Source organism: Hypnocyclicus thermotrophus (assembly GCF_004365575.1).
Classification (GTDB): domain Bacteria; phylum Fusobacteriota; class Fusobacteriia; order Fusobacteriales; family Fusobacteriaceae; genus Hypnocyclicus; species Hypnocyclicus thermotrophus.
Map to the genome: position 1 here is coordinate 162591 of NZ_SOBG01000001.1, position 25702 is coordinate 188292.

Here is a 25702-nt window from a genome sequence, read left to right on the forward strand (position 1 = left end):
GAAAAATGAGAATTGTACAAAAATATGGTGGTACATCAGTAGGAAGCATTGAAAAAATTAAAAATATTGCTGACCACATAATAAAAATGAAAAATGAACACAATGAAATTGTTGTTGTTGTTTCTGCTATGGGAAAAATGACTGATGAACTAATACGAAAAGCTAAACAAATTACAAATAATCCAAATAGAAGAGAGCTAGATATGCTTCTATCAACAGGTGAACAACAAACAATAGCTTTACTAACTATTGCATTAAATCATAAAGGTCAACCTGCTATTTCATTAACTGGTAGTCAAGCAGGAATTGTAACAACGGGTACTCATACTAAAAGTAAAATTAAAAATATTAATAAAGAAAGAATAGAAGCTCATTTGAAAGAAGGGAAAATAGTAATCGTAGCAGGATTTCAAGGAATAAATGAAAATGGAGATATTACAACACTTGGTAGAGGAGGTTCTGATACTAGTGCTGTTGCTTTAGCTGCTGCTTTAAATGCTACATGTGAAATATACACAGATGTAGATGGAATATATTCGGTAGATCCTAGAGAATATAAAGAAGCTAAAAAATTAGAAGAAATTTCTTATGAAGAAATGATGGAAATGTCAAATTTAGGTGCTGGAGTAATGGAAGTTCGTGCAGTAGAGCTTGGCAAAAAATATAATATACCTATTTACGTAGGAAAAAGTTTATGTCAAAACAATGGAACATATATAGTAGAAAGGGAGCAAGTAATGGAACAAAAACTAATAACAGGTCTTAGTATAAATGAAAATGCATTAATGGTTAATTTATTAAATCTTGAAAATGAACCCAAAAAAATAGCTTATATATTCTCTGTACTTGGTGCAAATGATGTAAATGTTGATATGATAAGTCAAAGTATGAGTAATGGAAATAAGATAGATATAAGTTTTACATGTCCTTTGACAGAAGAAGATTTATTAGATAAAGCTATAGTTCTAATAAAAGAACATCACCCTAACATTCAAATATCTAAAAAATCAGATATTATAAAAGTATCAGTAGTTGGAGTAGGAATGATAAGTCATTCTGGCGTAGCTGCTAAGATATTTGATATATTTGCAGAAAATAACATTAGTTTTTATCAAATAACAACATCAGAAATTAGTATATCATTTACAATTGACAAAGAAAATAAATCTAAAGCAGTAGAAAATATAGCAAAAGCTTTTAATTTATAATTAATAATATTTATTTTTATTTATATAAATTATGATAAAATTAAAAAAAAAGAGGTAAATTTATGATAAAATTTGAAAAATATCATGGTCTGGGAAATGATTTTATTATTTTCTTAGAAGATGATGTAAAAAAATATAATTATAGTGAGCTTGCAAAACAAGTCTGCCATAGAAATTTTGGGATTGGAGCAGATGGAATGATAGTTGTCGCAAAGTCAACTATAGGTGATGTTAGAATGATATTTTTTAATGCTGATGGTAGTGAAGCTCCTATGTGTGGAAATGGCGTTAGATGTTTCTCTCATTATGTTAGAAATAACAATATTGTTTCAAAAGATATAATAAATGTAGAAACTCTAGCCGGAATTATAAAAATAGAAACTTCTATTAGAAATAATAAATTTTTTGCAAAAGTAAATATGGGAAGTCCTATTTTTACTACAAAAAATATTCCTATGAGTATAGATAAAGAAGATTATATTTTGCAAGATATAACTTCATTTGATAAAACATTTAAAATATCATCTCTATTTATGGGAACAACTCATTCTGTAATAATAGTTGATAATATCGAAAATCTTGATATAATAAAGTATGGAAGTGATATTGAAAATAATCCTTTATTCCCTAAAAAAACAAATGTAAATTTTGTTGAGGTAATAGATAATAAAAATATAATTGTTAAGACCTGGGAAAGAGGAGCTGGATTTACTTATGCTTGTGGTACGGGGACTTGTGCTTCTGTTGTAATGACACATAAATTAAATAAAACGGAAAATAAAGTAACAGCACAATTACCAGGCGGTATATTAATTATTGAAATAATAGATAAAAGTGTTTTTATGACTGGTCCAAGTGAAAAAATAGCTGAAGGACAATATTTTATAAATTTAGCTAAATAAGTTAGTATTTATATTATTTAAAATTTAACATAAAGGGGAGATGTTTTATGAAGAGATACAATATAGCAATAGTTGGAGCTACTGGAATGGTAGGAAGAAAATTTTTAGAAGTTTTAGCAGAAAAAAAATTTCCAATTGAAAATTTATATTTATTTGCATCTTCTAGGTCAGCTGGAAATGAAATTGAATATCAAGGGAAAAAATATGTAGTTGAAGAATTAACTGAAAAATCTTTTGATAGAAATATTGATATAGCTTTATTTTCAGCAGGGGCATCTATTAGTAAAAAGTTTTCACCTATTGCAGCTAAAAAAGGTGTAATAGTTGTAGATAATAGTAGTGCTTTTAGAATGGAAAAAGATATTCCATTAGTTGTACCTGAAGTAAATCCAGATGATGTAGAAAAACATAATGGAATTATAGCAAATCCAAATTGTTCTACTATTCAATCTGTTTTACCATTAAAAGCATTAGATAAAAAATACGGTATAAAAAGAGTTATATATTCTACATATCAAGCGGTATCAGGATCGGGAGTAAAAGGAGTAGCTGATTTACAAAATGGTCTAAAAGGTGAAGAACCTAAAAATTATCCATATCCAATAGCTAATAATTGCTTACCACATATTGATGTATTTTTAGATAATGGATATACAAAAGAAGAAATAAAAATGATTGAAGAAACAAGAAAAATTCTTGGAAAACCAGAATTACCAGTAACTGCCACATGTGTAAGAGTTCCTGTAGAAAATAGCCATAGTGTATCGATGAATATTGAGCTAGAAGAAGATTTTGATTTAAATGAAGTATTTGAATTATTTAATAATTTTGAGGGAATAATATTACAAGATGATGTACAAAATAATATATATCCTATGCCATTATTTGCTAGTGGAAAAAATGAAGTATTTATAGGTAGAATAAGAAAAGATTTTAGCAATCCAAATACATTAAATCTGTGGTGTGTTGCTGATAATATAAGAAAAGGAGCTGCAACTAATACAGTACAAATTGCGGAGCTTCTTATAAAAAAAGGATTAGTATAGGGAGGTATAAATGTTTACAGGTTCTGGTGTTGCAATAATTACACCTTTTAAAGAAGATGGTACAATAAATTTTGAAAAATTAGGAGAATTATTAGAGTTTCATATAAAAAATAGCACTGATGCTATTATAATTACTGGTACAACTGGTGAAGCTTCTACATTAAATGATGAAGAGCATATAGCAGTAATTGAGTACACTGTAAAAAAAATAAACAAAAGAATTCCTGTAATAGCAGGAACAGGAAGTAATGATACTGCTCATGGAATAAAATTAAGTAAAAAAGCAGAAGAGGTTGGAGTTGACGGATTACTTCAAGTAACTCCGTATTATAATAGAACTAATAAACAAGGTTTAATTAATCATTTTGAAGCAATAGCAAATAGTGTAAATATTCCTATTATTTTATATAATGTTCCAGGGAGAACAGGGATAAATATTCCAGTGGAAGTTGTAGAACACTTGAGTAAACATAAAAATATTATAGGAATAAAAGAAGCAAGTGGAAATATATCTTATGTTGCTGAAATTGCAAGAAGAGTAGAAGAAGAGTTTTATATATATTCTGGAAATGATGATATTATCGTTCCTACATTATCACTTGGGGGAAGAGGTGTAATTTCAGTTATTGCAAATATTATGCCAAAAGAAACTCATGATATTGTAGAATTATTTTTAACTGGTCAAATAAAAGAAGCTTCTAAATTACAATTAAAATTAAAGCCTTTTATTGATAGTTTATTTATAGAAACAAATCCTATTCCAATAAAAAAAGCTATGAATTTAAAAGGTTATGAAGTAGGGCCTTTAAGACCTCCTCTTTATGAATTAAGTAAAGAAAGTACTAAAATTCTAGTTAATGAAATGAAAAAATTAAATTTAATTAAGGAGTAGTCATATGAATATAGCTGTTTATGGTTATGGAAATATGGGAAAGTTAGTTTGCGATGAAGTACAAAAAGATAATTCACTAAACTTTGTTGCTGCTATTGACCCATTTATAAAAGAAGAAACGGATAAAGTGTATAAATCATTAAATAAAGTCAAAGAAAATATTGATGTAATTATAGATTTTTCAAACCCTGCAAATATAGATGAAATATTAGAATATTGTATTAAAAATGATATAAATTTGCTTATAGCTACAACAGGATTTTCAAAAGAACAAGAAAAAAATATTAAAGAAGCAAGTAAAAAGATAGGAGTTTTACAAGCAGCAAATACTTCATTAGGAGTAAATCTAATAGCTGAAACAATAAAATATTTTGCTCAAACTCTATATGAAAATTTTGATATAGAAATTATAGAAAAACATCACAATCAAAAAGTTGATTCCCCTAGTGGGACAGCAAAATTATTTTTTAATGCTATTAATGATTCTCTTCCTGAAAAAAAAGAAGCAATAAATGGTAGAGAAGGAATTATTGGAAAAAGAACTAAAAATGAAATAGGAATTCATGCGGTAAGAGGTGGTTCTATTGTGGGAGAACACACTATTATTTTCGCTGGAACTGATGAAATTATTGAAGTAAAACATGAAGCACTTTCAAAAAGAATTTTTGCTAAAGGTGCAGTTGTTGCTGCGAAATATCTGATAAATAAACCTGCTGGAAATTATAAAATGAAAGAAGTTTTAAACTTAAAATAATATAAATTTAATATTATAAATAAATAATAAATATTTGAAAGGAGATGTTATGAACTTAAATAGTGCAGAAGAAATAATTAAATTTATTAAAGATGCTAAAAAATCAACACCTTGTAAACTTTATATAAAAGGAAAATTATCTAATATTAATTTTTATAATACTAAAACTTTTGGAGATGATAATTCTAAAATTGTATTTGGGGAATGGGAAGAAATTTCTAAAATCTTGGAGGAAAATAAAGATAAAATAGAAGATTATGTACTTGAAAATGACAGAAGAAATTCGGCTATTCCAACTGTTGATTTGACGCAATTTAATGCAAGAATAGAACCAGGAGCTGTTATAAGAGATAAAGTAAAAATAGGAGATAGAGCTGTTATTATGATGGGAGCTGTTATCAATATAGGAGCTGAAATTGGTGAAGGAACAATGATTGATTTAAATGCAGTACTTGGTGGAAGAGCTACAGTAGGTAAAAATTGTCATATAGGAGCAGGGACAGTATTAGCTGGGGTTATTGAACCACCTTCAGCAACACCTGTAATAATAGAAGATGATGTTGTAATAGGTGCTAATGCTGTTGTATTAGAAGGAGTTAGAGTAGGTAAAGGTGCTGTAGTTGGAGCTGGATCTATTGTTACCAAAGATGTTCCACCAGGAGTTGTTGTTGTTGGAAATCCGGCTAAAATAATAAAAGAAAAAGATGAAAAAACTGAAGGAAAAACTCAATTAGTGGATGATTTACGTAAATAGTTTTTAATAAAAATAATAGGGTGATGATTATGTTTTATGAAGAAGATAAAAAATATATTTTAAATACTTATAAGCGAATTCCTATTGAATTTGCTTATGGTGACGGTGGATATTTATTTACTTATAGTGATGAAAAATACCTAGATTTTTTTAGTGGAATAGCTGTAAATCAACTAGGACACAATAATGAAGGAATAAAAAATGCTATTAAAGAACAACTAAATAAATATTTGCATCTTTCAAATTATTTTATACAAGAACCTGTAGTAAAACTTGCAAAATTATTAGTAGAAAATAGTTTTGCATCAAAAGTTTTTTTTACTAATTCTGGTGCAGAATCAAATGAAGGAGCATTAAAGCTTGCAGTAAAATGGGGAAGGAATATAAATATAAATAAAACGAGTATTGTGTCTGCTCTAAATGGATTTCATGGCAGAACAACTGGAAGTTTAGCTCTAACAGGTCAACCAGAAAAACAAAAACCATTTCAATCAATATTACCAAAAGTAAATCATTTTATATATAATGACATTGATAGTTTAAGAGAAATTGTCAATGAAAACACTTGTTGTGTGTTTTTAGAAACTATTCAAGGAGAAGGTGGAGTTGTTGATATATCAGAAGAATTTTTAAATGCTTTAATAGATTTAAAAAACAGATATAATTTTTTGATTATTGTTGACGATATTCAGGCAGGTCTTTTTAGAACAACTGAATTATTTTCATATATGAAATATAAAAATTTTATTCCAGATATTTTAACAACGGCAAAAGCTATTGGTGGGGGACTTCCTTTAGGTGCAATATTAGTGAGTGAAAAACTTGAAAATGTTTTTGTGCCAGGGGATCATGGAACTACATTTGGAGGAAACCCTGTAGCTTGTGCAGCAGGTGTTTATTTATTACAAACCTTAACTAATGAAGATTTTATTGATAAATCAAAGAGTATAGCAAAATATTTATATAAAAATCTTTTAAAATTAAAAGAAAAATATCCTATCATAAAAGGAATAAAAGGAAGAGGATATATGCTTGGATTAGAAGTAGGAAATTTTGCTAATACTATAAAAGATATGGCTCTTGAAAGAAAAATGTTATTAAATGTAACAAATAATACTGTTGTAAGATTACTTCCAAGAGTGAATTCTACAAAAGAAGAAATAGATGAATTTTTATCAAAATTTGAAGATATTTTAAATAAAATTTCATATTTAAAAACTATTGAAGAATAAAAAAAAGGATTTAGAGTTGCTCTAAATCCTTTTTTTTATTTATATAAAATTAAAACATTGGTGGATTACTTACCCAAATAACTCTTGCTTTTGTTTTTCCAGGATTAGAAATATAGTGATTTTTATTTGCTTTATAATAAAAGCTTTCACCTTTTTTGGCCTTATACTTTTTACTTCCAATATGCACAATAACAGTTCCATTTAATACATAGCCAAATTCTTCACCTTCATGAGCAGAATCTTCTTTATATTTTCCCCCGGGTTCTAATTCTACTATTATTGGCTCCATACTATTTTTTTGAGCATTTGGTATTATCCATTCTATTTTATAATCTTCTTCCTCTGCTTCGAACACATCTTCTTTGCTAAAAACTATTTTTTCTTCTTCATCTTCATTAAAAAATTCTTTTAAATTGCTTCCCAAACTTTCTAAAATATCCATTAATGTAGCAATTGAAGGTGAAGTTAAATCTCTCTCTAATTGAGAAATAAAACCTTTTGATAGTTCACACCTTCTTGCAAGTTCATCTTGAGTAAGATATTTTTCTTGCCGAAGTCTTTTTAGTTTTTTTCCTATCTCCATAGTTCACCCTCTTTTTTATATTTTTAATTCTTTTTTTAAGTCCATCACCCAATTCTCTATTCTTTCTATTGATAAATCTGCTTGATTTATATCATCTATCGCTAAACCTAAAAATTTATTATTTAATATAGCTTTACTTTCTTCAAAATTATAAGTTCTTGTATCTGTTTGACCAATTAATTTTATATTTTTATCTTTTATTACTGTATAAATTTTTTCTACTGCATCAATAAATGATTCATGAAACAATACTTGATTTCCTGTTCCAAATAAAGCTATATATTTTCCTTTTAAATCAACTGTTTTTAATTCTTGTAGTTTTTCATTCCATGCATCAGGTAATGCTCCTACTCCATATGTAGGTGTTCCAAATATCACTAAATCATATTTAGAAATTTCTTCAAATCCTTTATTTTTAATATCGAAAATATCTATATCCATATCAAAAGCATATTTTATATCATAAGCTACATTTTCTGTTATTCCATTTTCTGATGTAAAATAAATAGCAATTTTATTCATGACTATCACTCCCAATTTCTTTAATTTTACTTATACATTATATACTAATTTTTTGAAATTTCAAAATTTTTTTAGATGTTTAGTTATAATAATTTAAATCTTTTGATATAAAACTAATTAAAAGTTTTCAAAATTTTAAAATAATTTTGAGCTTCAAAATTTATTATTGACAAAAAACAATTATATGATATAATTTATATAAGATATATATATTTGAGTTTCAAAATATTTGAAAGAGGTGTTAGCTATGACTTTAAATGAATTAAAAGTAGGTAACAAAGCAAAAATTTTAAAAATTGAAAATTTAGGAAAATTAAAAAAAAGACTAATGGATATGGGAATAACAAAAGGTGAAGTTATTAAATATCAAAGAAATGCACCTTTAGGTGATCCAAAAGAATTTATAATTAAAAATACTACTATTTGCATTAGGAAAAGTGATGCTAGTAATATATATATCAAAGAAATTTAATTGTTGACTTTTTTGATAAATAAATCACATTAAATATATTTAGGAGGAAAGATGATAAAAGTTGCATTTGCTGGTAATCCTAATGTTGGAAAATCTGCATTGATAAATGCGATTTCTGGTGCTAAACTTCATGTTGGGAACTGGCCAGGAGTTACTATAGAAAAAAAAGAAGCTGAAGTAATATATAAAAATGAAGAGTTTTTATTCGTCGATTTACCAGGTGTATATAGCCTTAGTCCATATAGTATGGAGGAAATTATTACTAGAGACTATATAATAAATGAAAATCCGGATATCGTAATAAATGTAGTTGATTCTACTAATTTAGAAAGAAACCTATATTTAACTACACTTTTAAAAGAACTTGGTAAGCCTATGATTCTTTTATTAAATTTTCACGATGAATTTGAAAAATTAAATTATAAACTTGATTTAGATACATTTGAAGATCTTATTGGTATAAAATCTTTTTTTACTAGTGCTAAAACTAAAAAAGGTATTGACGCTCTTTTAGATTATTGTATTGATCTAGCTAAAACTAAAAAAGAACAACATCATATTAAATATAAAATTAAATTTAATAACTTTATTGAAAAAAAATTAATAGAAGTAGAAGATATACTTAAAACTTCAAAAGACTTTAATATATTTTCAAAACAATTTCATTTAGATTATATGACTATAAAAATTCTTGAAAAAGATAAGCATTTCTTAGAAAAAATAGAAAATTTTGATATTAATTATCAAAAAATAGAATTAATAAGAAAAGAATTAGAAAAAGAATTTGAAGAAGACATAGAAACAATTTTTACAGAAAGTAGATATGGAGTAATTAAGGGAATTTTAGCTAAAACTTTTACTACTTCTATAAAAAATAGATTAGATACTACTGAAAAAATTGATAAAATTATTTTAAATCAATTTTTCGGTCCGATATCATTTGTAATAATAATGGGTCTATTATTCTCTATGACTTTTAATGGGTCTGCTCCATTGATTGATTATACGGATCAATTTATTGCAGATTATATCGGGAAATATATTGCATTATTTTTACAAGATACTCCAAATTGGTTACAATCATTTATTGTAGATGGAATAATCGGAGGACTTGGTGGAATTTTAGTGTTTGTTCCTCTTATGCTATTTTTACATTTCTTTATTACTTTACTTGAAGAAAGTGGATATATGTCAAGAATAGCATTTATTATGGATAGACTTATGAAAAATGTCGGTTTAAATGGAAAAGCATTTTTACCAATGATGCTTGGATTTGGTTGTTCTGTTCCAGCCATTTATTCTACTAGAACATTAGAAGACAAGAATTCAAGTAAACTTACTGCACTTATGATTCCTTTTATGTCTTGTGGTGCACGATTACCAGTTTATGCATTATTTACTGCTGCTTTTTTTGGTAAACAAGCTGGATTTATCATTTTGTCTATATATTTAATAGGGATATTAACTGCTATAATTATAGGTTCTATATATAAAGCTCATAAATATTTTAAACCTGAAGAAAAAGCATTACTTATAGAGCTTCCACCATATAGAATACCTTCATTTCATGCTGTAATTAGTTCTACATTTAGAAAAACAGGTGAATATATAAAAAAAGCAGGAACAATAATTTTAGCTATGTTAGTTATTTTATGGGCTCTTATGTATTTTCCAAATAATGGTAATGTAGAATCCTCTTTTGTGGGAAAATTTGGTAAAACTATAGCTCCTGTATTTAAACCTACTGGTTTTGCTGATAGATGGGAAACAGTGGCGGCTATTCCACCAGGATTAATAGCAAAAGAAATAGTTGTTGGTTTTTTAGGACAAGCTCTTCAAACTAATACTGGAGATGAAGAAAAAGAAATTGAATATAATTTTATAAATGATACAAAAGAACAAATATTTATGTTAAAAGACGCTATAGTTGACTCTGCAAAATCAACTATAATCATTGATATTAAAGGACTTTTTACTCCGCCAAGTAAAGAAGAGTTAGAAGAACAAGGTGGAAATGGAATAATTACTCAAATTCAAAATTTATGGACTGACAGTAGAGCAAAGCTTAGAGCATTTTCATATATGTTATTTATTTTATTAACTATACCTTGTGTTGTTACTCTTGGAGCGTATAAACAAGAGTTTGGTTGGGGAATTTTAAAATATGTTTTTCTTATATATTTAATCGTTCCCTATTTAGTTTCAACATTAGTATTTCAAATAGGTTCTTTAATTATTAGATAAGGAGATGAGAGTTATGAAAACATTAATAATTTTGATTATTTTAGCTATACCTTTATACTTTTCATTTAAAAAATTTTTTAATTTTATAAGAGGTAAAGAATCAGCATGTCATTGTGATAGTAAAAATAGTGAGTGTAGTCATTGTCCTGTAAATAAATAAAAAAAGGTTGCTAATTTTAGCAACCTTTTTTTAGAATTTCAAATTATATTCAAATTCTTTTCTACAAAATTTTATATTTTTAGATTTTTTTTATAATAATATTATTTGGTTTTATATCTTTATGGATAAATATAATCAAATGAAAACAAAAAAGCATTATACTTATAATAGCATAATGCTTTTTCTATTTATCTTTTTTCTAAATTCTTAATTGTAAATATATTTTTATTTATATCTACATCTAACTCTATATTTGTTATGATTATTTTTGTGTATGTGTTTTGTTTTAATTTATCTGACATTTTAAATTCTGTCATATAATACCTATCACCAATTTTTTGATATTTTTCTACTTCCATTACTTTTAATAATTTTCCTGAATTCGCATACATTTCTTGTGTTTTAAATACATATGTATTTTTTTCTATAGTAACAATTCTTTTATAATAAGTAACTTCTGTATCTGGTTTTGCTATCATTTCTATATAATAATATTTATCATCTTCTTTAATAATTTTTGAATTATATAAATCATTTAATTTTGTTCTATCTGTTTGATCTTCATAGGATATATCACTTCCCATCATACTTTGTTTTAGCATATGTCCAGCAATTTTTATTGTTCTATTTGCTTTTGGTAAATATATCCACAAACTATCATCTATTCTGAGATATTTTGTTCCTTTATCTCTTGGCGGATATAAAAATTCCATAAATGATTGTTTTTGTCCTATATTATAACTTTTAAATTTTTTAGTGTAGTCTTTATTAGTTTTATGTATTATCATTTCTCCAGTATATATAGCTGTTTCAGGGTACATATTATAATCGACCATATCTATAATTTCTTGTGCTGTTTTTCCAAATGATATAGTTGAGATTATTATTAAAAATATAAATAGTATTTTTTTCATAAATATCCTCCTAATTTCTTAAATTTTCTACTATTTCTTTTTTTGTTTGTGGTAATATTGCGAGGAATGTAGATATAAAAGCTATTATAATTCCTATTATAAATACATTTATTATTATTCCCCATGACATTTTTGTATAAATAACTGTCCCTAAATTTATATTATTAGATACATTTTCTAATATATCACCAAAATGTATTCCATAAATTGATAAATAGTATCCTAAACTACCACCAATTATTAAACCTATTAAAGATCCTATTAATCCAAGGACTATTCCTTCACTTAAAAATAATAAATTTATTTTAAAATTTGACATTCCCATAGCTTTTAATATTCCCATTTCTTTTTTTCTTTCAAATACTGTCATCATCATAGTATTTGAAATAACCACTCCACTAAGTATACCTAATATTATTATAAAAATAGCTTTTATAACAGGTAGCATTTGAGACATATATTGATTTATTCCTACTTCATTCCATTTTTTTATAAGATATTTATCTTTTAAAATATTTAGTATCTCTTTTTTAGTTTTGTTTATTTTTGTATCATTTTTTAAATATATAGCAAATTCGGTAGCTCTACCATCTATATCAAGAAGATATTGCGCATCTTTAAGTGTAATATAAAAACCTCTATTCATTCTGTCATTATCATATTTATAAATTCCGACTATTTTATAATTAAGTGCAAACATTGAAGCGTTAGCTGTACTCGTAATTACTGTAATTTCATCTCCTAAATCAACTTTTAAATTTTTAGCTAATTTATCCCCTATTACAACTTCACCCTCATTAGTATAGTCTAAAAACCTTCCTTTATATATATATTTATCAAGTTCTAAAACTTTATAATCATTATTTTCTATACCAAATCCCATAGCTTTTTCATCATCATTTTCCATATTATACATAATAGAACCAAATTTTATTCTACCTAACATATACTTTATATTTTTTATATCCTTTAAATTATTTTTTAATAATTCATAATCTACATTTGCAGAAGTATCCATAGTTTTTTCTTTTAATTCATAATCTAAAGTTGTAATTCGTATATCGCCTGTTAATTTTTTTCCTTCTCTAATAAATAAATCTTCTACTCCACCAAAATAACTAAATCCAAATAAAAGACCTGTTATTCCTATTATAACTGCCATAATGGTAAGAATACTTCTATTTTTATTTCTAAAAATATTTCTAAATGCCATTTTTAATAGCATAATTTATCACCTCACTATAATATAAAAATTAGCTTTATTTAATTTTACTAATTATTTCTTATTACTTCTACTGGTTCTAACTTTGTTGCTTTATTCGAAGGATAAAAGCTAGCAAATAAAGCAACGACTACTCCTACTATAAAATATATAAAAGATATTCCAAAATCATAATATACATAAAATTTTTGAGATATAGGAAGTGCAAAACCACCATCATTAAAATCTTGAGGAAGTGGTATTCCTGTTTGCTGAAGCTTTAAAGTAATAATAGAGCCTAGTATAAATCCTATTAAACTTCCAAATACTCCAAGCATCATTCCTTCATATAAAAAAAGTATTAGAATTTCTTTTTTTCTCATACCATTTGCCATAAGTATTCCTATTTCTTTTCTTCTTTCCAACATAACCATAAGCATAGTATTTATTATTCCTACTCCTGCCATTAGTAAAATTACTATACTTATTATTCCAAATGCTTTTCTTCTAATTTTTACAATATCTAAAAGTCCACTTAATTCTTCTTTATAATTTACAACTCTTACCCCTAAATCATTTAATTTTTTTATTTCATCTTTAGTTAATTCTTCATTTACTACAATATCATTTATTTTATCTATATCAATAAACTCTTTTGCAAAATTAATATCTATAAAAGCTGTTTTTCCATCAATAAAAGGATTCTCAGTTTTTAAAATTCCTCCTATAATTAAATCATATGCATTTATATTATTATCTTTAGTTCTAGCTATTATTGTGATACTATCACCAATTTTTAAATTTAATAAATTAGCAAGTTCATATCCAATAACTATATTTTTTTTATTTTTTAAGAAATTTCCTTTTAAAAGGTAACTACTTCTATTAAAAATTTTATCTTCTTCAGATCTATCTACTCCATAAAAATTTATTTGTAATTCTTCAACTCCATTATTTATAGAACCATTAAAATAAATTCTATATGCACTCTTTTTATTTTTTAATATTTCTCTTATCTCTTTTTCATTTTCTATTAAGAAATCTTTTGAATCATTATCTTCTTTTTCATCATAATAACCTTTTTGATAAAGCTTATTTATCCCAATTTCTGTACGAATAGATGTATCAATTATCTGTCTTTCAAGTCCCCTATTTAACCCTTCTCCAAGTATTGCAACCATTACTCCTACTATAATTATTATAAGAGTAAGAAAAGTTCTTATTTTATGTCTAAATATATTTCTAAATGCCATTTTAAATATCATTTTATTGCCTCCAATTTTGATATTTTAATTATTTATAATATATTTAATAATTTTAAATTATCAAATATAAAGTTTTTATTAATAATTCCTTATTACTTCTGCAGGTTCTAAAGTTGTTGCTTTATATGCCGGATAAATACTTGATATAGCTGCTACTAGTATTCCAATTATTAAATATATAAATGAAATAGTAGAATTATATGAAAAGTAGAATATACTTGATATAGGGATATTATTTGTAAATGAATCTATCTCTTTAGGAAGTAGGATTCCATTTTTTTGATAATATAATGTAACTAAAGTCCCCAATATAAAACCTATTGTACTACCAATTACTCCAATAGTTGTTCCTTCTGATAAAAAAAGTATTAAAATCTCTTTTCTATTCATTCCATTTGCCATAAGTATGCCTATTTCCCTTTTTCTTTCAAGCATAACCATAAGCATAGTATTTATTATTCCCACTCCTGCCATAAGTAAAAGAATAATACTAACTACAAACATACTTTGTCTTTTGATTTTCATTGCTTCTATCATGTTTTTTAATTCAATAGTATAATTTATTATTTCTATATTTAATTTATTTAATTTTTCTAATTCATTATCTAAAAGCTCATCTTTTATAACAATATCATTTATTTTATCAATTTCTAAAAACTCTTTAGCAAAATTTCTAGATAAAAATATTACATTTTTATCTAGAAGAATATTATTTGTTTTAAATATTCCCGAAATAATCATATCATAAGCATTTATAGTATTATTTTTTGTACGCGCTAAAATTGTAATAGTATTAATTTTAAGTCTAATAAATAAGCAAAATCTTTTCCTATTATCAATTCGTTTTTTTTATTAAAATATTTGCCTTCTATTATTTGAGAATTTCTATTAAATACACGCTCCTCTTCTTTTTTATTTATTCCATAAAATTTTGCTCCTAATTCATTTATACCATTTGTTATACTTCCATTAAAATGAATTCTATAACTTACTGCTTTATTTTTTAAAATATCTCTTATTGTTTTTTCATTATCGATAAGATGTTTTATTGGATTTTTATCTTCTTTATTTTTGTAATATCCTTTTTTATATATTTTATTTTTACCAACATCTGTTTTTATAGACATATCTATAATTTGTAATTCGAGTCCTTTATTCGCACCTTCTCCAATAATTACAATAAATATTCCTATTATAATCATTACGAGAGTAAGTATAGTTCTAGCTTTATGTCGAAATATATTTCTTAAAGTCATTTTGAATATCATAAATTTCTCCTTCCTTATAACAAATGGAAGTATATTAATTTTGTAAAATACCATCTCTTAATTTTATTATTCTTCTAGCTCTTTCTATTATCATAATATCATGTGATGAAAAAATAAAAGTTGTATTTAATTCTTTGTTTAATTTTTCCATTACATCTAAAATAGATTCTCCAGTATCAGTATCAAGGTTTGCAGTAGGTTCATCTGCTAATATAATAGCTGGTTTTTTTACAAGTGCTCTAGCAATGGCAACTCTTTGTTGTTGTCCACCTGACATTTCAAGAGGTTTTCTATTTTTAAGGTTTAATATTCCTACCTGATCTAAAATTTCTTCTATTAACATATCTTTTTCTTTTTTTGTATATCCTCCGACTAAATCAAGAGCAAGTTCTATATTCTCATATGCTGTAAGTACAGGTATTAAATTATAACTTTGAAAGATAAAACCTATCTTTCGTCTTCTAAAATCAGCTGCTTCTTTTTTACTTAAATTACTTATATTTTCTCCATCAATAATAATTTCTCCGGTTGTTAATTTATCCATAGCACCAATTATATTTAATAATGTTGTTTTTCCGCTGCCAGAAGGTCCTGCAATTACTGAAAATTCTCCTTTTTTAATATCTAAAGTGATATTTTTTAATGCTTTTACAAAAATTTTTCCATTATGATACTCTTTTGTTAATTTTTTAATTTTTACAATACTCATAATTTCACCTCTTATTTTAAAATATTTATTTTTTTTAATAAGTGCTATAAATTTTTAAAAATTTATTTTGAATTCTAATTCCAATTTATCATTTATTGATTGTGTAGTATTAAAAATATTTTTTATATTATTATATTTATAATTTGTAATATCTATTGTTGTATAGTCATTAAAAATATAAGATAGATTTGAGAGTATAACATTTTCTTCACCTTTAAAATCAAATATAAAAGTTTGATTATATGTGATTAGATCAGTTAATGAATAACTAAAATTTGTATAATTTAATACTATTTCTTCATCAAAATTATTCATAATTTCATTAGCAATATATAAGTTTTTTTCAAAAATATCAAATGTATAATCGATTCCTAATGTAGCTATTTTAGTACTTGTATCTTTTATTTTTTTATAATTAAATTGTGACCAATATCCTACTATGTCTTCACCTTTAAATTCAACAATAATATCTTTTATTCTATTTAGAGATAATTTATAATCTAAATAATTTAAATTATATTCAATGTTATTAAAAGAATTTATATATCTAACAGCAATATTTTTATTACTATAATTGTTTTTAAATAAAAATCCTTCTATTTTTGACATACCAGTAGGTCTATATTTAATATCAAGTCCATTTATTCCTTCTTTATCAGATTTTGGATTTTTAATATCTGCTTGATTAAAAATATTTGTTAAATTAAATAATGTTCCAAGGCCCCAATTAGTTTTTTGTTTTCCGATACTTAAAGTTAAATCATTTTGATATATTTCTGCAAAAGCTGTATAAACTTTCAAGTCATTATTAGTATCATAATTTTCTCCTAAAAAACTTATTTCAGTATATAAATCATTTTCATATAATTTTATTCCAAATTTTGCACTATTATAATAAGAGATATCTTCATTATTGTAACTATATTTACTATTTAATTCTGTTGTATAATCTATTGCAAATATTAAATTTGATACTAATATAAATAATAAAAATTTACTAATATTTTTCATTAATAATTTCTCCTTTCGTGATTTTTAATAATTCTTAGTAAAACTCTAATCTATATTATTTTACTGTGAAATTAATAAAAGTTTTTATATATTTAATTGGAAAATTTCTTCAAAAATTCTTATAGTTCCTTTTTTTAATCCTAAAACTTTTTCAACTAACCTTTGTCTAGTATATACAAATTCTTTTAAATAATTGGGATTATTTAACATTTTTTTTGGATCTCCTGCATAAGTAAGCAAATTTAAAAAATGCCCAAGAGTTATTTCTGGATTATCTATATCAAATTCTCCAGTTTCTTTTCCTTCTATAAAAATTTTTAATAGATACGGAGAAAGTTTTTCCATATAAATTTCTTTGAATCTATATATTAATATATTAAAGTTTTTTTCTAAAATATATCTAGCAATTTTTTCTGTAAATTCTTTATCCTGTGTTTTCATTTTTACCATTTCACCTAGAAAAGTAATAAGCTTTTTAGTAGCACCTATATCTTTTCTAATTGATATAATTTCTAATTTTTTAATTGCTTCATCAAATATATAGTCAAACATTTTTTCTAAAAATTCTTCTTTACTTTTAAAATAATAATAAAAAGTACCTTTTGCTACTGCTGCTTCTTTTATTATTTCTTCAATAGAAGTTTTTTCATATCCTTTTTCGCTAAAAAGTTTTTTACCTGCTATAAAAAGTTTATCTTTTTTTGTCATAAAACTCACCTCTTTTTATACTGACCGTCAGTCTAGTATAATATTAGCTTTTTTTTTAATTTTTGTCAATAGTTAGTTTTGAAAAATTATTTATTAAAATATAAAACATTTAGCTCTTGACAATAAAAAACAAAAACAGTATATTAAGATTGTTGTAAAAAATATACTACAAAGAGGAGTTTTGAAAATGGTAATAGGTAGAGATATATTAGGAAATTATGATTTAGGTACTAACAGAGAATATTTATTAACGAATGGAAACGGTTCATTTTCGAGTGGGTCTATTAATGGTAATTTAGCACGTAGTTATCATGGAATATTGGTAAAATCATTTGATATACCTCTTGATAGAAAAATGACATTACATAAAATAGAAGAAAATTTTGATGGAATTGATTTGTTTACTTCTAAAAGAATAGATGCTAATAAGGTTATTATTAAAGAAGGATTTAAATATATTCAATCATTTGAAGTAAAACCATTTCCGAAATGGATATTTTTGGTAAATGGTTCATTGCTTGAAAAAGAGTTATTTATGCCTTATGAAAAAGATATTGTAATAATAAAGTATAAATTATTATTATCTGCTAAAAAAGATTTGAAATTAAAAACAAATATGCTTTTTAATTATAGATATTCGGATCATATTATTCCTTTTAGAGATTATAATTATGATGTTTATACAAAAAATAATCATTTAGAAATAATGTTTGATAATCATAAAATGTATATTTATACTAATGGCAATATAAAAAAATCAGAGTATAGAAAAGATAATGAAGATTTTTATGGAAATAAAATTGAGGGGACAGTAAGAAAAAATATAGCATACGATATAGAATTAAATGAAAGAGGAAATTATAATTTGGACTCATCATATGAAATAGCAAATAGTGAAATAACTTTAAATGAAGGTGATACATTTTATATAGTAGCTTCTTTTGAAAAATTAGATAATATTAATATAGAAAAAATGTATAGTGATGAATTAAATAGAGTAAATAGATTAAAAAATATAGCATCAAAAGATAATGAAATAATTAGAGATATTGCGTATGCTTGTGATCAATTTATAGTAAATAAACCTTCGATTAGAGGGAAAACAGTTATTGCAGGTTATCCATGGTTTGGTGATTGGGGAAGAGATACAATGATAGCTCTTCCAGGGCTTACTCTTTCAACAGGCAGATATGATGACGCAAAAGCTATTCTTTTAGCGTTTGCAAAATATTGTGATAAGGGAATGTTGCCTAACTTATTTCCAAACAAAGAGGGAGATGAACTTCAATATAATACAATAGATGCAGCTATGTGGTATTTTTATGCTGTATACAAGTATCTTGAGTATACAGATGATTATGAATTTGTAAAAAACAATATTTATAATACTCTTAAAGATATAATAAAATTTTATAAATCTGGAACAAGATATAATATACATATGGAAGAGAATGGAATGATATCAGGTGGAAGCAAAGATAATAATCTTACTTGGATGGATGTAAAATATAAAGGCTGGGCGGTAACACCTAGATATGGTATGGCAGTTGAAATATCAGCATTATGGTATAATGCATTAAAATTAATGGAAGATTTAGCAGAAAAATATAATGAGGATAATAAAGAGTATAAAGAATTGTCTAACTTAGTAAAAAATAATTTTGAAAAGATATTTTGGAATGAAGAAAAAAATTGTTTATATGATTATATATGTGAAGAAGGTAAAAATGATGATATCAGACCAAATCAGATTTTCGTAGTATCTTTGCCGTATTCATTATTATCAAAAGATAAAGAAAAAAAAGTAGTAGATACAGTTCTTGAAAAGTTATATACTTCAAAAGGATTAAAGTCTTTATCAAGTGATAATATAGAATTTAAAGGTTTTTATTTTGGAAATTTATACGAAAGAGACAGTAAATATCATCAAGGAACAGTATGGGGGTGGTTAATGGGTCATTTTGTAGGAGCATATAATAAAATATATAATAATAAAGAAAAAAATAGATTGTTATTAAATGGATTAATAGAACATTTTTATAGAGAAGGATGTATAAATTCAGTATCAGAAATATTTGATGGTGACGAACCACACAATGCTAGAGGATGTTTTGCACAAGCTTGGTCAGTATCAGAGCTTCTTAGAGCTTTAAAAGAGATGTGCTAATTTTATAGATAGCAAAACTTTTAGGAGTATAATTTAAATAATTCTTTTTAAGTAAATATTAAAAAAACAAAAACGATATCAATTATAATTAAATAATTGGTATCGTTTTCTGTTATTTTTATAGATTATACAACCATTTTATTTTATTTGAATTAATTATTTTTAGTTTATTTTCTATATTGAGTTTATTTATGTTATACTATTAATAATAATTTAGGGTGATTAAATTAGGAATATTTTTTATGTTAATAGTTGCATTAATAATGTGAATTTTAAAGAATAAATACTAATATGTGAGATATTACAGACAGTTAGATAAATAATAGTTTTATAAATTTCTAAAAAAATTTTTAAATAAAAAAATTTAACATAATATTAAAATTTTAAGGAGGAAAATATGCCTTTGAATACAAAAAAAGCTTTGGGTGAATCATTAAAAAAACTTTTAATTAATTCAAATCTTGATGAAATTACTATTAAAGAACTTTCTAAAGAGTGTGGAGTTAATAGACAAACATTTTATTATCATTTTCATGATATTTATTCATTAGTTAAATGGATTTTTAAATCCGAAGCAGTGGAACCTATAAAAAACTTAATTAATTATGAAAATTGGCAAGACGCATATTTAAAAATTTTTGAATTTGTTGGGGAAAATAAAGTGTTTTGTAAAAGTTGTATGAATTCTTCTGGACGAGAATATCTTAATCAATTTCTTTCTCATATCACAAATGATTTATTAATTGCGGTAATAAATGATGTTGCTAAAGAGAAAAATATTAGTGATTTTACAAAAAAAATAACAGCTAACTTTTATAGCTATGGACTTACAGGAATTATTTTGTCATGGATTCGAGATGGATTTATAGAAGAACCAAAAGTTCTTGTAAAAGAGGTTAATAATTTAGTAGAAGGGGATATAAAAAAAATAATTGAAAAGCATTTAAATGAAAAAAAATAGACATTTTGTTATAAATGTCTAAAAATTATACAGACGATAACTGGTGTCTATTGATTTATTTCTCATAAAATATTATTATTTATTATAGCTTGGATTCATGAGATTTTATGAAGTATATATATTATTAAATATATTATATAAAATAATTGATAAATTTATAAAAAATATTGTGGATTCAAGTATAAATTAATTATTAATAACTATTATTAAAAGTTATTAATAATTAAAATAATATATATAGGGAGGAAAATATTATGGGAAATTATCAAAAGATTAATACACTTAAACCAGAAGGAATTGAAAGTAAAAAAGCTTATTTAATTGGTGGAGGAATTGCTTCTTTAGCAGCGGCAGCTTATTTAATAAATGATGGACATATGAATGGAGAAAAAATCACTATTTTAGAACAAGGTAATATTTTTGGTGGTGCAATGGATGGTATTGGAAATCCAGAAGAAGGTTATGTAGCACGTGGCGGACGAGAAATGGAAGAACATTATGAATGTACTTGGGATTTATTTAGTAAAATCCCGTCTATTGAAGAACCGCATCGAACTGTATTAGATGAATTTAAAGAGTTAAATGATATTGATCCAAATTATTCTAATTGTAGAGTAATTGCCAATCGTGGTGAAAAGCTTGACTTTTCAAGTTTGGGATTAGAAGATATTCATGTAAAACAATTGACTAAACTTTTTTTAGCAACTGAAGATGCACTTGGGAAATTAACAGTTAAAGAGTTTTTTGATGCATCATTTTTAGAAACTGATATGTGGTTATACTGGAGAAGTATGTTTGCCTTTGAAGATTGGCATAGTGTAGTTGAAATGAAACGTTATATGCATAGATTTATACATTTAATACCTGGAATGACTAAAATGGATGGATTATTATTTACTAAATATAATCAATACGATTCTATGATTTTGCCATTAAAAAAATGGTTAGAATTACAAAATGTTGTTTTTGAAAATAATACAAAAGTAGTGGATTTAGATATAGAAATCAATTTAAATGAAAAAATTGTAAAAGGAATTCATATATTGCGTAATAATAATAATGAGGTTATTAAAACTACAGAAAATGATTTAGTGTTTGTTACTAATGGTTCTATGACTGAAAACTCAACACTTGGAAATATGAATACTGCACCTGTTCTTGATAGAAGTGAGGGTGGATGTTGGAGTTTATGGAAAAATATAGCTAAAAAAGATAGTTCATTTGGAAGACCAGAGGTATTTTGTTCTGATATTGACAAAACCAAATGGGAATCTTATACAATTACTGCAAAAGGTACTAAAATGAAAGAATTAATAGAAAAATTTGCAGAAAGAAAAATTATTAAGAATAGAACGGTTACAGGTGGAATAATAACAATTAAAGATTCAAACTGGTTATTAAGTGTAACTGTAAATAGACAACCACAATTTAAAAATCAACCTGAGGATACAATTGTATTATGGGCGTATGCTTTGTTCCCTGATAAAAAAGGTAATTTTATTCAAAAGGAAATGAGCGCTTGCACTGGGAAAGAACTTCTAGAAGAATTATTATATCATTTTGGAATTGACGAAGAAAATATGCAGGAATATATTAATGAATCAATAGTAATTCCAGTAATGATGCCGTATATAACAAGTCAATTTATGCCTCGTGTAAAAGGAGATAGACCAGAAGTTGTTCCAACAGGGAGTAAAAATTTGGCATTTTTAGGTCAATATACAGAAATTAAAAATGATTGTGTATTTACTGTAGATTATTCAATTCGATCAGCAATTATAGCTGTTTATACTTTACTCGGCCTTAAAAAAAATCCTCCTGAAATATATTCAAGCCAGTATGATATAAGAGTAATTGCAAATGCAGCTAAAACTTTATATAGCGGAAGACCTCTTCCTGCAGAATTTATAATTAAAAAACTTTTGAGTAATACATCTTTAGAAGGATTAATATAAAATTAGATTAATAAGATTTTATAAATAATTAGAATATATGTAAATCTTTTAAAATTTAAATTTTTATAACAGAAGTAGCTTTATTGTTACTTCTGTTTTTTTTAATTCTAAATTTAAACAAGAGAATTCTTTATTAAGGAAATAATAATAGTATATTTTATGTAAAAAAACTAAAATTTTAAAATAGTCATTTTAAAATATATACATTTTTATTTTTCTTAAAAATCGATCTCTTAAATCAAAAAATTCATTTTCTATATAGTAATTAATAAAAAGAAATCCAATATCATGTCTAGGTTTTGTTTTCATCAATTTAAAATAAAATTCTTCGATTAAATTTACAAAAATAATATCATTTTTGTCTAAAAAATAAAAAGCCGATTTAATAGAAAGATATTTTTTTTCAGTTGATGCTAATTGATTTTGTAAAATATTTTTAATAGATTTTAAAGCCATTTTTTTATTTGGAAGAATTTTAGATATTTCAATAAATTCAAATTCTATTTCTGATATTAATTTATCATTATTTCTACTGGTATTTAATTCTTTTAAAAAAGATTTTAATTTCCTTATATAAAGACTAGCTTTTTGAATATCATTCATTTGTTTTGATAAAATAAGTAATTTTAAATTTACAATACTTTTTTTATAAATAGATTTATATTTTAATAAAAGACCTCTATAAATAGAGTTAGCTTTATCAAAATATTTTTCAAGTTCATAACATTCTGCTAAAAGTAATTTTAATTCAAATATTTTTTCAGTATCAGTTTCTATTTTTTCTAATTCTTCAAAATATCTTAAAGCATAATTTATAGTATTTAAATTTTTATGAGAGATACCTAATAAATAAAATATTTTTTCTTTATAATTTTCTAATGATTGAATATAACTAAAAAACTGATTTTCTAAGTCGATATTTCTATTAAAATTATTAAAAATAATATTTATATAGAGCGTATTATAAAGGATCTCTTCAAAATCTATATTAATTTCAGGATTTAAACTATCAATTAAAATAGAATCATATAAATTATATGACTCTTCGAAGTCATTTAATAAAAACAATATATCAGCTGTTTTTTTAAACAATAAAATTTTATAAATAGAATGAGTTGTTTTTAGTGTTGTACTTTTTATTTTTTTTAAAACTCCATACACATTTTTAGAGTTAACAGCCTGGTATAAAGAATTGCATATTTTGTCGAATTGTTCTTCTTCATCTTCTAATAAATATGAAACGGTAATTTGTTTATCAATCCCACGTTCTTTAAAAATTTTATTAAAGTTTTGAGTAAGAATTTCAGCTACTCTAGGACTAATAGTTTTTTTTTGAGACTCTATTATAGCTAAATAACTACGTGCAATATTATCCTTTGAAAGGTCTTTTTGACTTATTTTGTATTTTTTTCTTAAGTTGACAATTTTTTCGACTGGGGATAATACTTGCATAAAAACCTCCTAAAAACTTAAAATAAATTTTTCTCATAATATTATATGATAAATTTCAAAAAAAAGCAATTATAATTTGATATTATTTACATAATAACTAAAGTTAATTAAGGAGATTATGTGAAAAAAATATTTAAAATTAACTTAAAATAAACTTTTCTTTTGCAAAAAAACATAATTCTTGATATAATAAGTTAACTTTATTTTTGATAAATATTTTGGAGGAGTTATGAATTTAGATGCTATATTAAAAAAAGATGATTTAACTAAAGAAGAATTAGTATATTTGTTAGATTTAAAAAATACTGAAGATATATCAAAATTACACAAAAGAGCATATGAGATAAAACTAGAAACAATAGGCAATAAAGTATATTATAGAGGTCTTATTGAGTTTAGTAATATTTGTGTGAAAAATTGTAATTATTGTGGAATAAGAAGAGATAATAAAAGTGTAGAGAGATTTCATATGACAAAAGAAGAAATACTTGATACAGCTAAATGGATATATGAAAATGGTTATGGTTCTATAGCTCTTCAATCTGGTGAAAGACAAGATGATGAGTTTACAGAATTTGTAGAAGATATTATAAAAGAAATAAAAAAAATAGGTAACTTAGGGATTACATTATCACTTGGTGAACAATCATATGATACATATAAAAGATGGTTTGATGCAGGAGCACATAGATACCTTCTTAGAATAGAAAGTTCTAATGAAGAAATATATAATTCCTTACATCCAAAAGACAAATTACATGATTTTAATACAAGAAAGCAATGTTTAATAGACCTTCGAAATATTGGATATCAAGTGGGAACAGGAGTAATGATAGGACTTCCAGGACAAACAGTAGAAGATCTTGCAAATGATATCTTGTTTTATAAGGAAATGGATATAGATATGATAGGAATGGGGCCTTATGCTCTTCACAAAGATACACCTATGGGACAAGGTAAAGAAGATAGTATAGAAGAGATTCAAGACAGAGTAAGATACGGATTAAATATGATAGCTGTAACAAGAATATTTTTAAAAGATGTTAATATAGCAGCAACAACTGCACTTCAAGCGCTTGATCCTTTAGGGAGAGAAAAAGGATTAAAAGCAGGTGCAAATATACTTATGCCAATTACTACAATAGGAAAACATAGAGCAAAATATCAACTATACGATAATAAACCATGTGTAGAAGACACAAAAGAAGAATGTAAAGGATGTTTAGCAGGAAGAGTAAAAAGTGTAGGCGATGAAATTGTATATGGAGAATGGGGAGATTCACCGCATTTTTATAATAAACAAAAAACTTTAGGATAAATTC

General features: G+C 24.7%; 25 protein-coding genes. 14 read left to right on the plus strand and 11 right to left on the minus strand.

Going from position 1 to position 25702, the window contains the following annotated elements:
- Positions 1–5: 5 nt before the first annotated feature.
- From EV215_RS00790 to EV215_RS00820, 7 genes are all read left to right on the plus strand, one after another.
- On the plus strand, positions 6–1208 hold the full coding sequence (locus EV215_RS00790; RefSeq protein ID WP_134111943.1) for an aspartate kinase: 1203 nt from the start codon (positions 6–8) through the stop codon (positions 1206–1208).
- Positions 1209–1270: 62 nt separating this feature from the next.
- Positions 1271–2110: a diaminopimelate epimerase gene (dapF, locus tag EV215_RS00795; RefSeq protein WP_208320305.1), complete on the plus strand. Its 840-nt coding sequence runs from the start codon at positions 1271–1273 to the stop codon at positions 2108–2110.
- Positions 2111–2157: 47 nt separating this feature from the next.
- Positions 2158–3156: an aspartate-semialdehyde dehydrogenase gene (locus tag EV215_RS00800; protein ID WP_134111944.1), complete on the plus strand. Its 999-nt coding sequence runs from the start codon at positions 2158–2160 to the stop codon at positions 3154–3156.
- Positions 3157–3166: 10 nt separating this feature from the next.
- Positions 3167–4048 (plus strand): 4-hydroxy-tetrahydrodipicolinate synthase, encoded by an 882-nt coding sequence (gene dapA / locus EV215_RS00805; RefSeq protein WP_134111946.1) that lies wholly within the window; start codon positions 3167–3169, stop codon positions 4046–4048.
- A gap of 4 nt (positions 4049–4052) precedes the next feature.
- Positions 4053–4802, plus strand: a complete 750-nt coding sequence (gene dapB, locus EV215_RS00810; RefSeq protein WP_134111948.1) for a 4-hydroxy-tetrahydrodipicolinate reductase — start codon at positions 4053–4055, stop codon at positions 4800–4802.
- 49 nt (positions 4803–4851) lie between these two features.
- Positions 4852–5556, plus strand: a complete 705-nt coding sequence (gene dapD, locus EV215_RS00815; protein WP_134111950.1) for a 2,3,4,5-tetrahydropyridine-2,6-dicarboxylate N-acetyltransferase — start codon at positions 4852–4854, stop codon at positions 5554–5556.
- Positions 5557–5585: 29 nt separating this feature from the next.
- Complete coding sequence (locus tag EV215_RS00820; protein ID WP_166667295.1) at positions 5586–6788, plus strand: aspartate aminotransferase family protein; 1203 nt, start codon at positions 5586–5588, stop codon at positions 6786–6788.
- A gap of 49 nt (positions 6789–6837) precedes the next feature.
- Here the strand turns inward: EV215_RS00820 and EV215_RS00825 are convergent, their stop codons facing one another.
- Both EV215_RS00825 and EV215_RS00830 read right to left on the minus strand, forming a co-directional pair.
- Positions 6838–7371, minus strand: a complete 534-nt coding sequence (locus EV215_RS00825) for a helix-turn-helix domain-containing protein (RefSeq protein ID WP_134111954.1) — start codon at positions 7369–7371, stop codon at positions 6838–6840.
- 15 nt (positions 7372–7386) lie between these two features.
- Complete coding sequence (locus tag EV215_RS00830) at positions 7387–7893, minus strand: flavodoxin (protein WP_134111956.1); 507 nt, start codon at positions 7891–7893, stop codon at positions 7387–7389.
- Between the two features lie 247 nt (positions 7894–8140).
- Here EV215_RS00830 and EV215_RS00835 point away from each other — a divergent pair, with 247 nt between their 5' ends.
- Genes EV215_RS00835 through EV215_RS10450 form a run of 3 tightly spaced genes read left to right on the plus strand, consistent with a single transcriptional unit; the run spans position 8141 to position 10769 of the window.
- Positions 8141–8365, plus strand: a complete 225-nt coding sequence (locus tag EV215_RS00835) for a FeoA family protein (RefSeq protein WP_134111958.1) — start codon at positions 8141–8143, stop codon at positions 8363–8365.
- Positions 8366–8416: 51 nt separating this feature from the next.
- Positions 8417–10609, plus strand: a complete 2193-nt coding sequence (feoB, locus tag EV215_RS00840) for a ferrous iron transport protein B (RefSeq protein ID WP_134111960.1) — start codon at positions 8417–8419, stop codon at positions 10607–10609.
- Between the two features lie 13 nt (positions 10610–10622).
- On the plus strand, positions 10623–10769 hold the full coding sequence (locus EV215_RS10450; RefSeq protein WP_166667296.1) for a hypothetical protein: 147 nt from the start codon (positions 10623–10625) through the stop codon (positions 10767–10769).
- A gap of 188 nt (positions 10770–10957) precedes the next feature.
- Here the strand turns inward: EV215_RS10450 and EV215_RS00845 are convergent, their stop codons facing one another.
- The 8 genes from EV215_RS00845 to EV215_RS00880 all read right to left on the minus strand — a co-directional run bounded on the left by EV215_RS00845 (position 10958) and on the right by EV215_RS00880 (position 17845).
- The gene (locus EV215_RS00845; RefSeq protein ID WP_134111962.1) at positions 10958–11683 is read right to left on the minus strand and encodes an outer membrane lipoprotein-sorting protein; all 726 of its coding nucleotides are present in this window, start codon (positions 11681–11683) and stop codon (positions 10958–10960) included.
- A 10-nt stretch (positions 11684–11693) separates the two neighbouring features.
- Complete coding sequence (locus EV215_RS00850) at positions 11694–12908, minus strand: ABC transporter permease (RefSeq protein WP_134111964.1); 1215 nt, start codon at positions 12906–12908, stop codon at positions 11694–11696.
- 47 nt (positions 12909–12955) lie between these two features.
- Complete coding sequence (locus EV215_RS00855) at positions 12956–14149, minus strand: ABC transporter permease (protein WP_134111966.1); 1194 nt, start codon at positions 14147–14149, stop codon at positions 12956–12958.
- A gap of 78 nt (positions 14150–14227) precedes the next feature.
- Positions 14228–14890 (minus strand): ABC transporter permease, encoded by a 663-nt coding sequence (locus EV215_RS00860; RefSeq protein WP_134111968.1) that lies wholly within the window; start codon positions 14888–14890, stop codon positions 14228–14230.
- A 35-nt stretch (positions 14891–14925) separates the two neighbouring features.
- Positions 14926–15417, minus strand: a complete 492-nt coding sequence (locus tag EV215_RS00865; RefSeq protein WP_134111970.1) for a hypothetical protein — start codon at positions 15415–15417, stop codon at positions 14926–14928.
- 34 nt (positions 15418–15451) lie between these two features.
- Positions 15452–16126 carry an ABC transporter ATP-binding protein gene (locus EV215_RS00870; RefSeq protein ID WP_134111972.1) on the minus strand — a complete coding sequence of 225 codons (675 nt, stop codon included), beginning with the start codon at positions 16124–16126 and terminating at the stop codon, positions 15452–15454.
- 54 nt (positions 16127–16180) lie between these two features.
- The gene (locus EV215_RS00875; RefSeq protein WP_134111974.1) at positions 16181–17137 is read right to left on the minus strand and encodes a hypothetical protein; all 957 of its coding nucleotides are present in this window, start codon (positions 17135–17137) and stop codon (positions 16181–16183) included.
- An 84-nt stretch (positions 17138–17221) separates the two neighbouring features.
- Positions 17222–17845: a TetR/AcrR family transcriptional regulator gene (locus EV215_RS00880; RefSeq protein ID WP_134111976.1), complete on the minus strand. Its 624-nt coding sequence runs from the start codon at positions 17843–17845 to the stop codon at positions 17222–17224.
- A gap of 187 nt (positions 17846–18032) precedes the next feature.
- On the opposite strand from EV215_RS00880, the gene EV215_RS00885 reads away from it, so the two are divergent.
- The 3 genes from EV215_RS00885 (at position 18033) to EV215_RS00895 (ending at position 22928) form a co-directional block, all read left to right on the plus strand.
- Complete coding sequence (locus tag EV215_RS00885) at positions 18033–20012, plus strand: amylo-alpha-1,6-glucosidase (RefSeq protein ID WP_134111978.1); 1980 nt, start codon at positions 18033–18035, stop codon at positions 20010–20012.
- A 397-nt stretch (positions 20013–20409) separates the two neighbouring features.
- A complete protein-coding gene (locus tag EV215_RS00890) occupies positions 20410–20973 on the plus strand; it encodes a TetR/AcrR family transcriptional regulator (RefSeq protein ID WP_134111980.1) in 564 nt (187 codons plus the stop codon).
- Positions 20974–21227: 254 nt separating this feature from the next.
- On the plus strand, positions 21228–22928 hold the full coding sequence (locus EV215_RS00895; protein WP_134111982.1) for an oleate hydratase: 1701 nt from the start codon (positions 21228–21230) through the stop codon (positions 22926–22928).
- A gap of 192 nt (positions 22929–23120) precedes the next feature.
- Here EV215_RS00895 and EV215_RS00900 read toward each other — a convergent pair whose 3' ends face one another.
- Positions 23121–24380: a helix-turn-helix domain-containing protein gene (locus EV215_RS00900; RefSeq protein WP_134111984.1), complete on the minus strand. Its 1260-nt coding sequence runs from the start codon at positions 24378–24380 to the stop codon at positions 23121–23123.
- Between the two features lie 229 nt (positions 24381–24609).
- Between EV215_RS00900 and hydE the strand changes: the two genes are divergently transcribed.
- A complete protein-coding gene (gene hydE / locus EV215_RS00905) occupies positions 24610–25698 on the plus strand; it encodes a [FeFe] hydrogenase H-cluster radical SAM maturase HydE (protein ID WP_134111985.1) in 1089 nt (362 codons plus the stop codon).
- Positions 25699–25702: the final 4 nt, after the last annotated feature.

Coding starts and splice junctions, on each gene's coding strand:
- EV215_RS00845 (WP_134111962.1), bottom strand. CDS start 11,683: ATGAAAAAAATACTATTTATATTTTTAATAATAATCTCAACTATATCA.
- EV215_RS00890 (WP_134111980.1), top strand. CDS start 20,410: ATGCCTTTGAATACAAAAAAAGCTTTGGGTGAATCATTAAAAAAACTT.
- EV215_RS00855 (WP_134111966.1), bottom strand. CDS start 14,149: ATGATATTTAAAATGGCATTTAGAAATATATTTAGACATAAAATAAGA.
- EV215_RS00850 (WP_134111964.1), bottom strand. CDS start 12,908: ATGCTATTAAAAATGGCATTTAGAAATATTTTTAGAAATAAAAATAGA.
- EV215_RS00835 (WP_134111958.1), top strand. CDS start 8,141: ATGACTTTAAATGAATTAAAAGTAGGTAACAAAGCAAAAATTTTAAAA.
- EV215_RS10450 (WP_166667296.1), top strand. CDS start 10,623: ATGAAAACATTAATAATTTTGATTATTTTAGCTATACCTTTATACTTT.
- hydE (WP_134111985.1), top strand. CDS start 24,610: ATGAATTTAGATGCTATATTAAAAAAAGATGATTTAACTAAAGAAGAA.
- EV215_RS00880 (WP_134111976.1), bottom strand. CDS start 17,845: ATGACAAAAAAAGATAAACTTTTTATAGCAGGTAAAAAACTTTTTAGC.
- EV215_RS00885 (WP_134111978.1), top strand. CDS start 18,033: ATGGTAATAGGTAGAGATATATTAGGAAATTATGATTTAGGTACTAAC.
- EV215_RS00860 (WP_134111968.1), bottom strand. CDS start 14,890: ATGATTATTTCGGGAATATTTAAAACAAATAATATTCTTCTAGATAAA.
- feoB (WP_134111960.1), top strand. CDS start 8,417: ATGATAAAAGTTGCATTTGCTGGTAATCCTAATGTTGGAAAATCTGCA.
- EV215_RS00820 (WP_166667295.1), top strand. CDS start 5,586: ATGTTTTATGAAGAAGATAAAAAATATATTTTAAATACTTATAAGCGA.
- EV215_RS00865 (WP_134111970.1), bottom strand. CDS start 15,417: ATGATATTCAAAATGACTTTAAGAAATATATTTCGACATAAAGCTAGA.
- EV215_RS00790 (WP_134111943.1), top strand. CDS start 6: ATGAGAATTGTACAAAAATATGGTGGTACATCAGTAGGAAGCATTGAA.
- dapA (WP_134111946.1), top strand. CDS start 3,167: ATGTTTACAGGTTCTGGTGTTGCAATAATTACACCTTTTAAAGAAGAT.
- EV215_RS00830 (WP_134111956.1), bottom strand. CDS start 7,893: ATGAATAAAATTGCTATTTATTTTACATCAGAAAATGGAATAACAGAA.
- EV215_RS00900 (WP_134111984.1), bottom strand. CDS start 24,380: ATGCAAGTATTATCCCCAGTCGAAAAAATTGTCAACTTAAGAAAAAAA.
- EV215_RS00895 (WP_134111982.1), top strand. CDS start 21,228: ATGGGAAATTATCAAAAGATTAATACACTTAAACCAGAAGGAATTGAA.
- EV215_RS00825 (WP_134111954.1), bottom strand. CDS start 7,371: ATGGAGATAGGAAAAAAACTAAAAAGACTTCGGCAAGAAAAATATCTT.
- dapD (WP_134111950.1), top strand. CDS start 4,852: ATGAACTTAAATAGTGCAGAAGAAATAATTAAATTTATTAAAGATGCT.
- EV215_RS00800 (WP_134111944.1), top strand. CDS start 2,158: ATGAAGAGATACAATATAGCAATAGTTGGAGCTACTGGAATGGTAGGA.
- EV215_RS00875 (WP_134111974.1), bottom strand. CDS start 17,137: ATGAAAAATATTAGTAAATTTTTATTATTTATATTAGTATCAAATTTA.
- dapB (WP_134111948.1), top strand. CDS start 4,053: ATGAATATAGCTGTTTATGGTTATGGAAATATGGGAAAGTTAGTTTGC.
- dapF (WP_208320305.1), top strand. CDS start 1,271: ATGATAAAATTTGAAAAATATCATGGTCTGGGAAATGATTTTATTATT.
- EV215_RS00870 (WP_134111972.1), bottom strand. CDS start 16,126: ATGAGTATTGTAAAAATTAAAAAATTAACAAAAGAGTATCATAATGGA.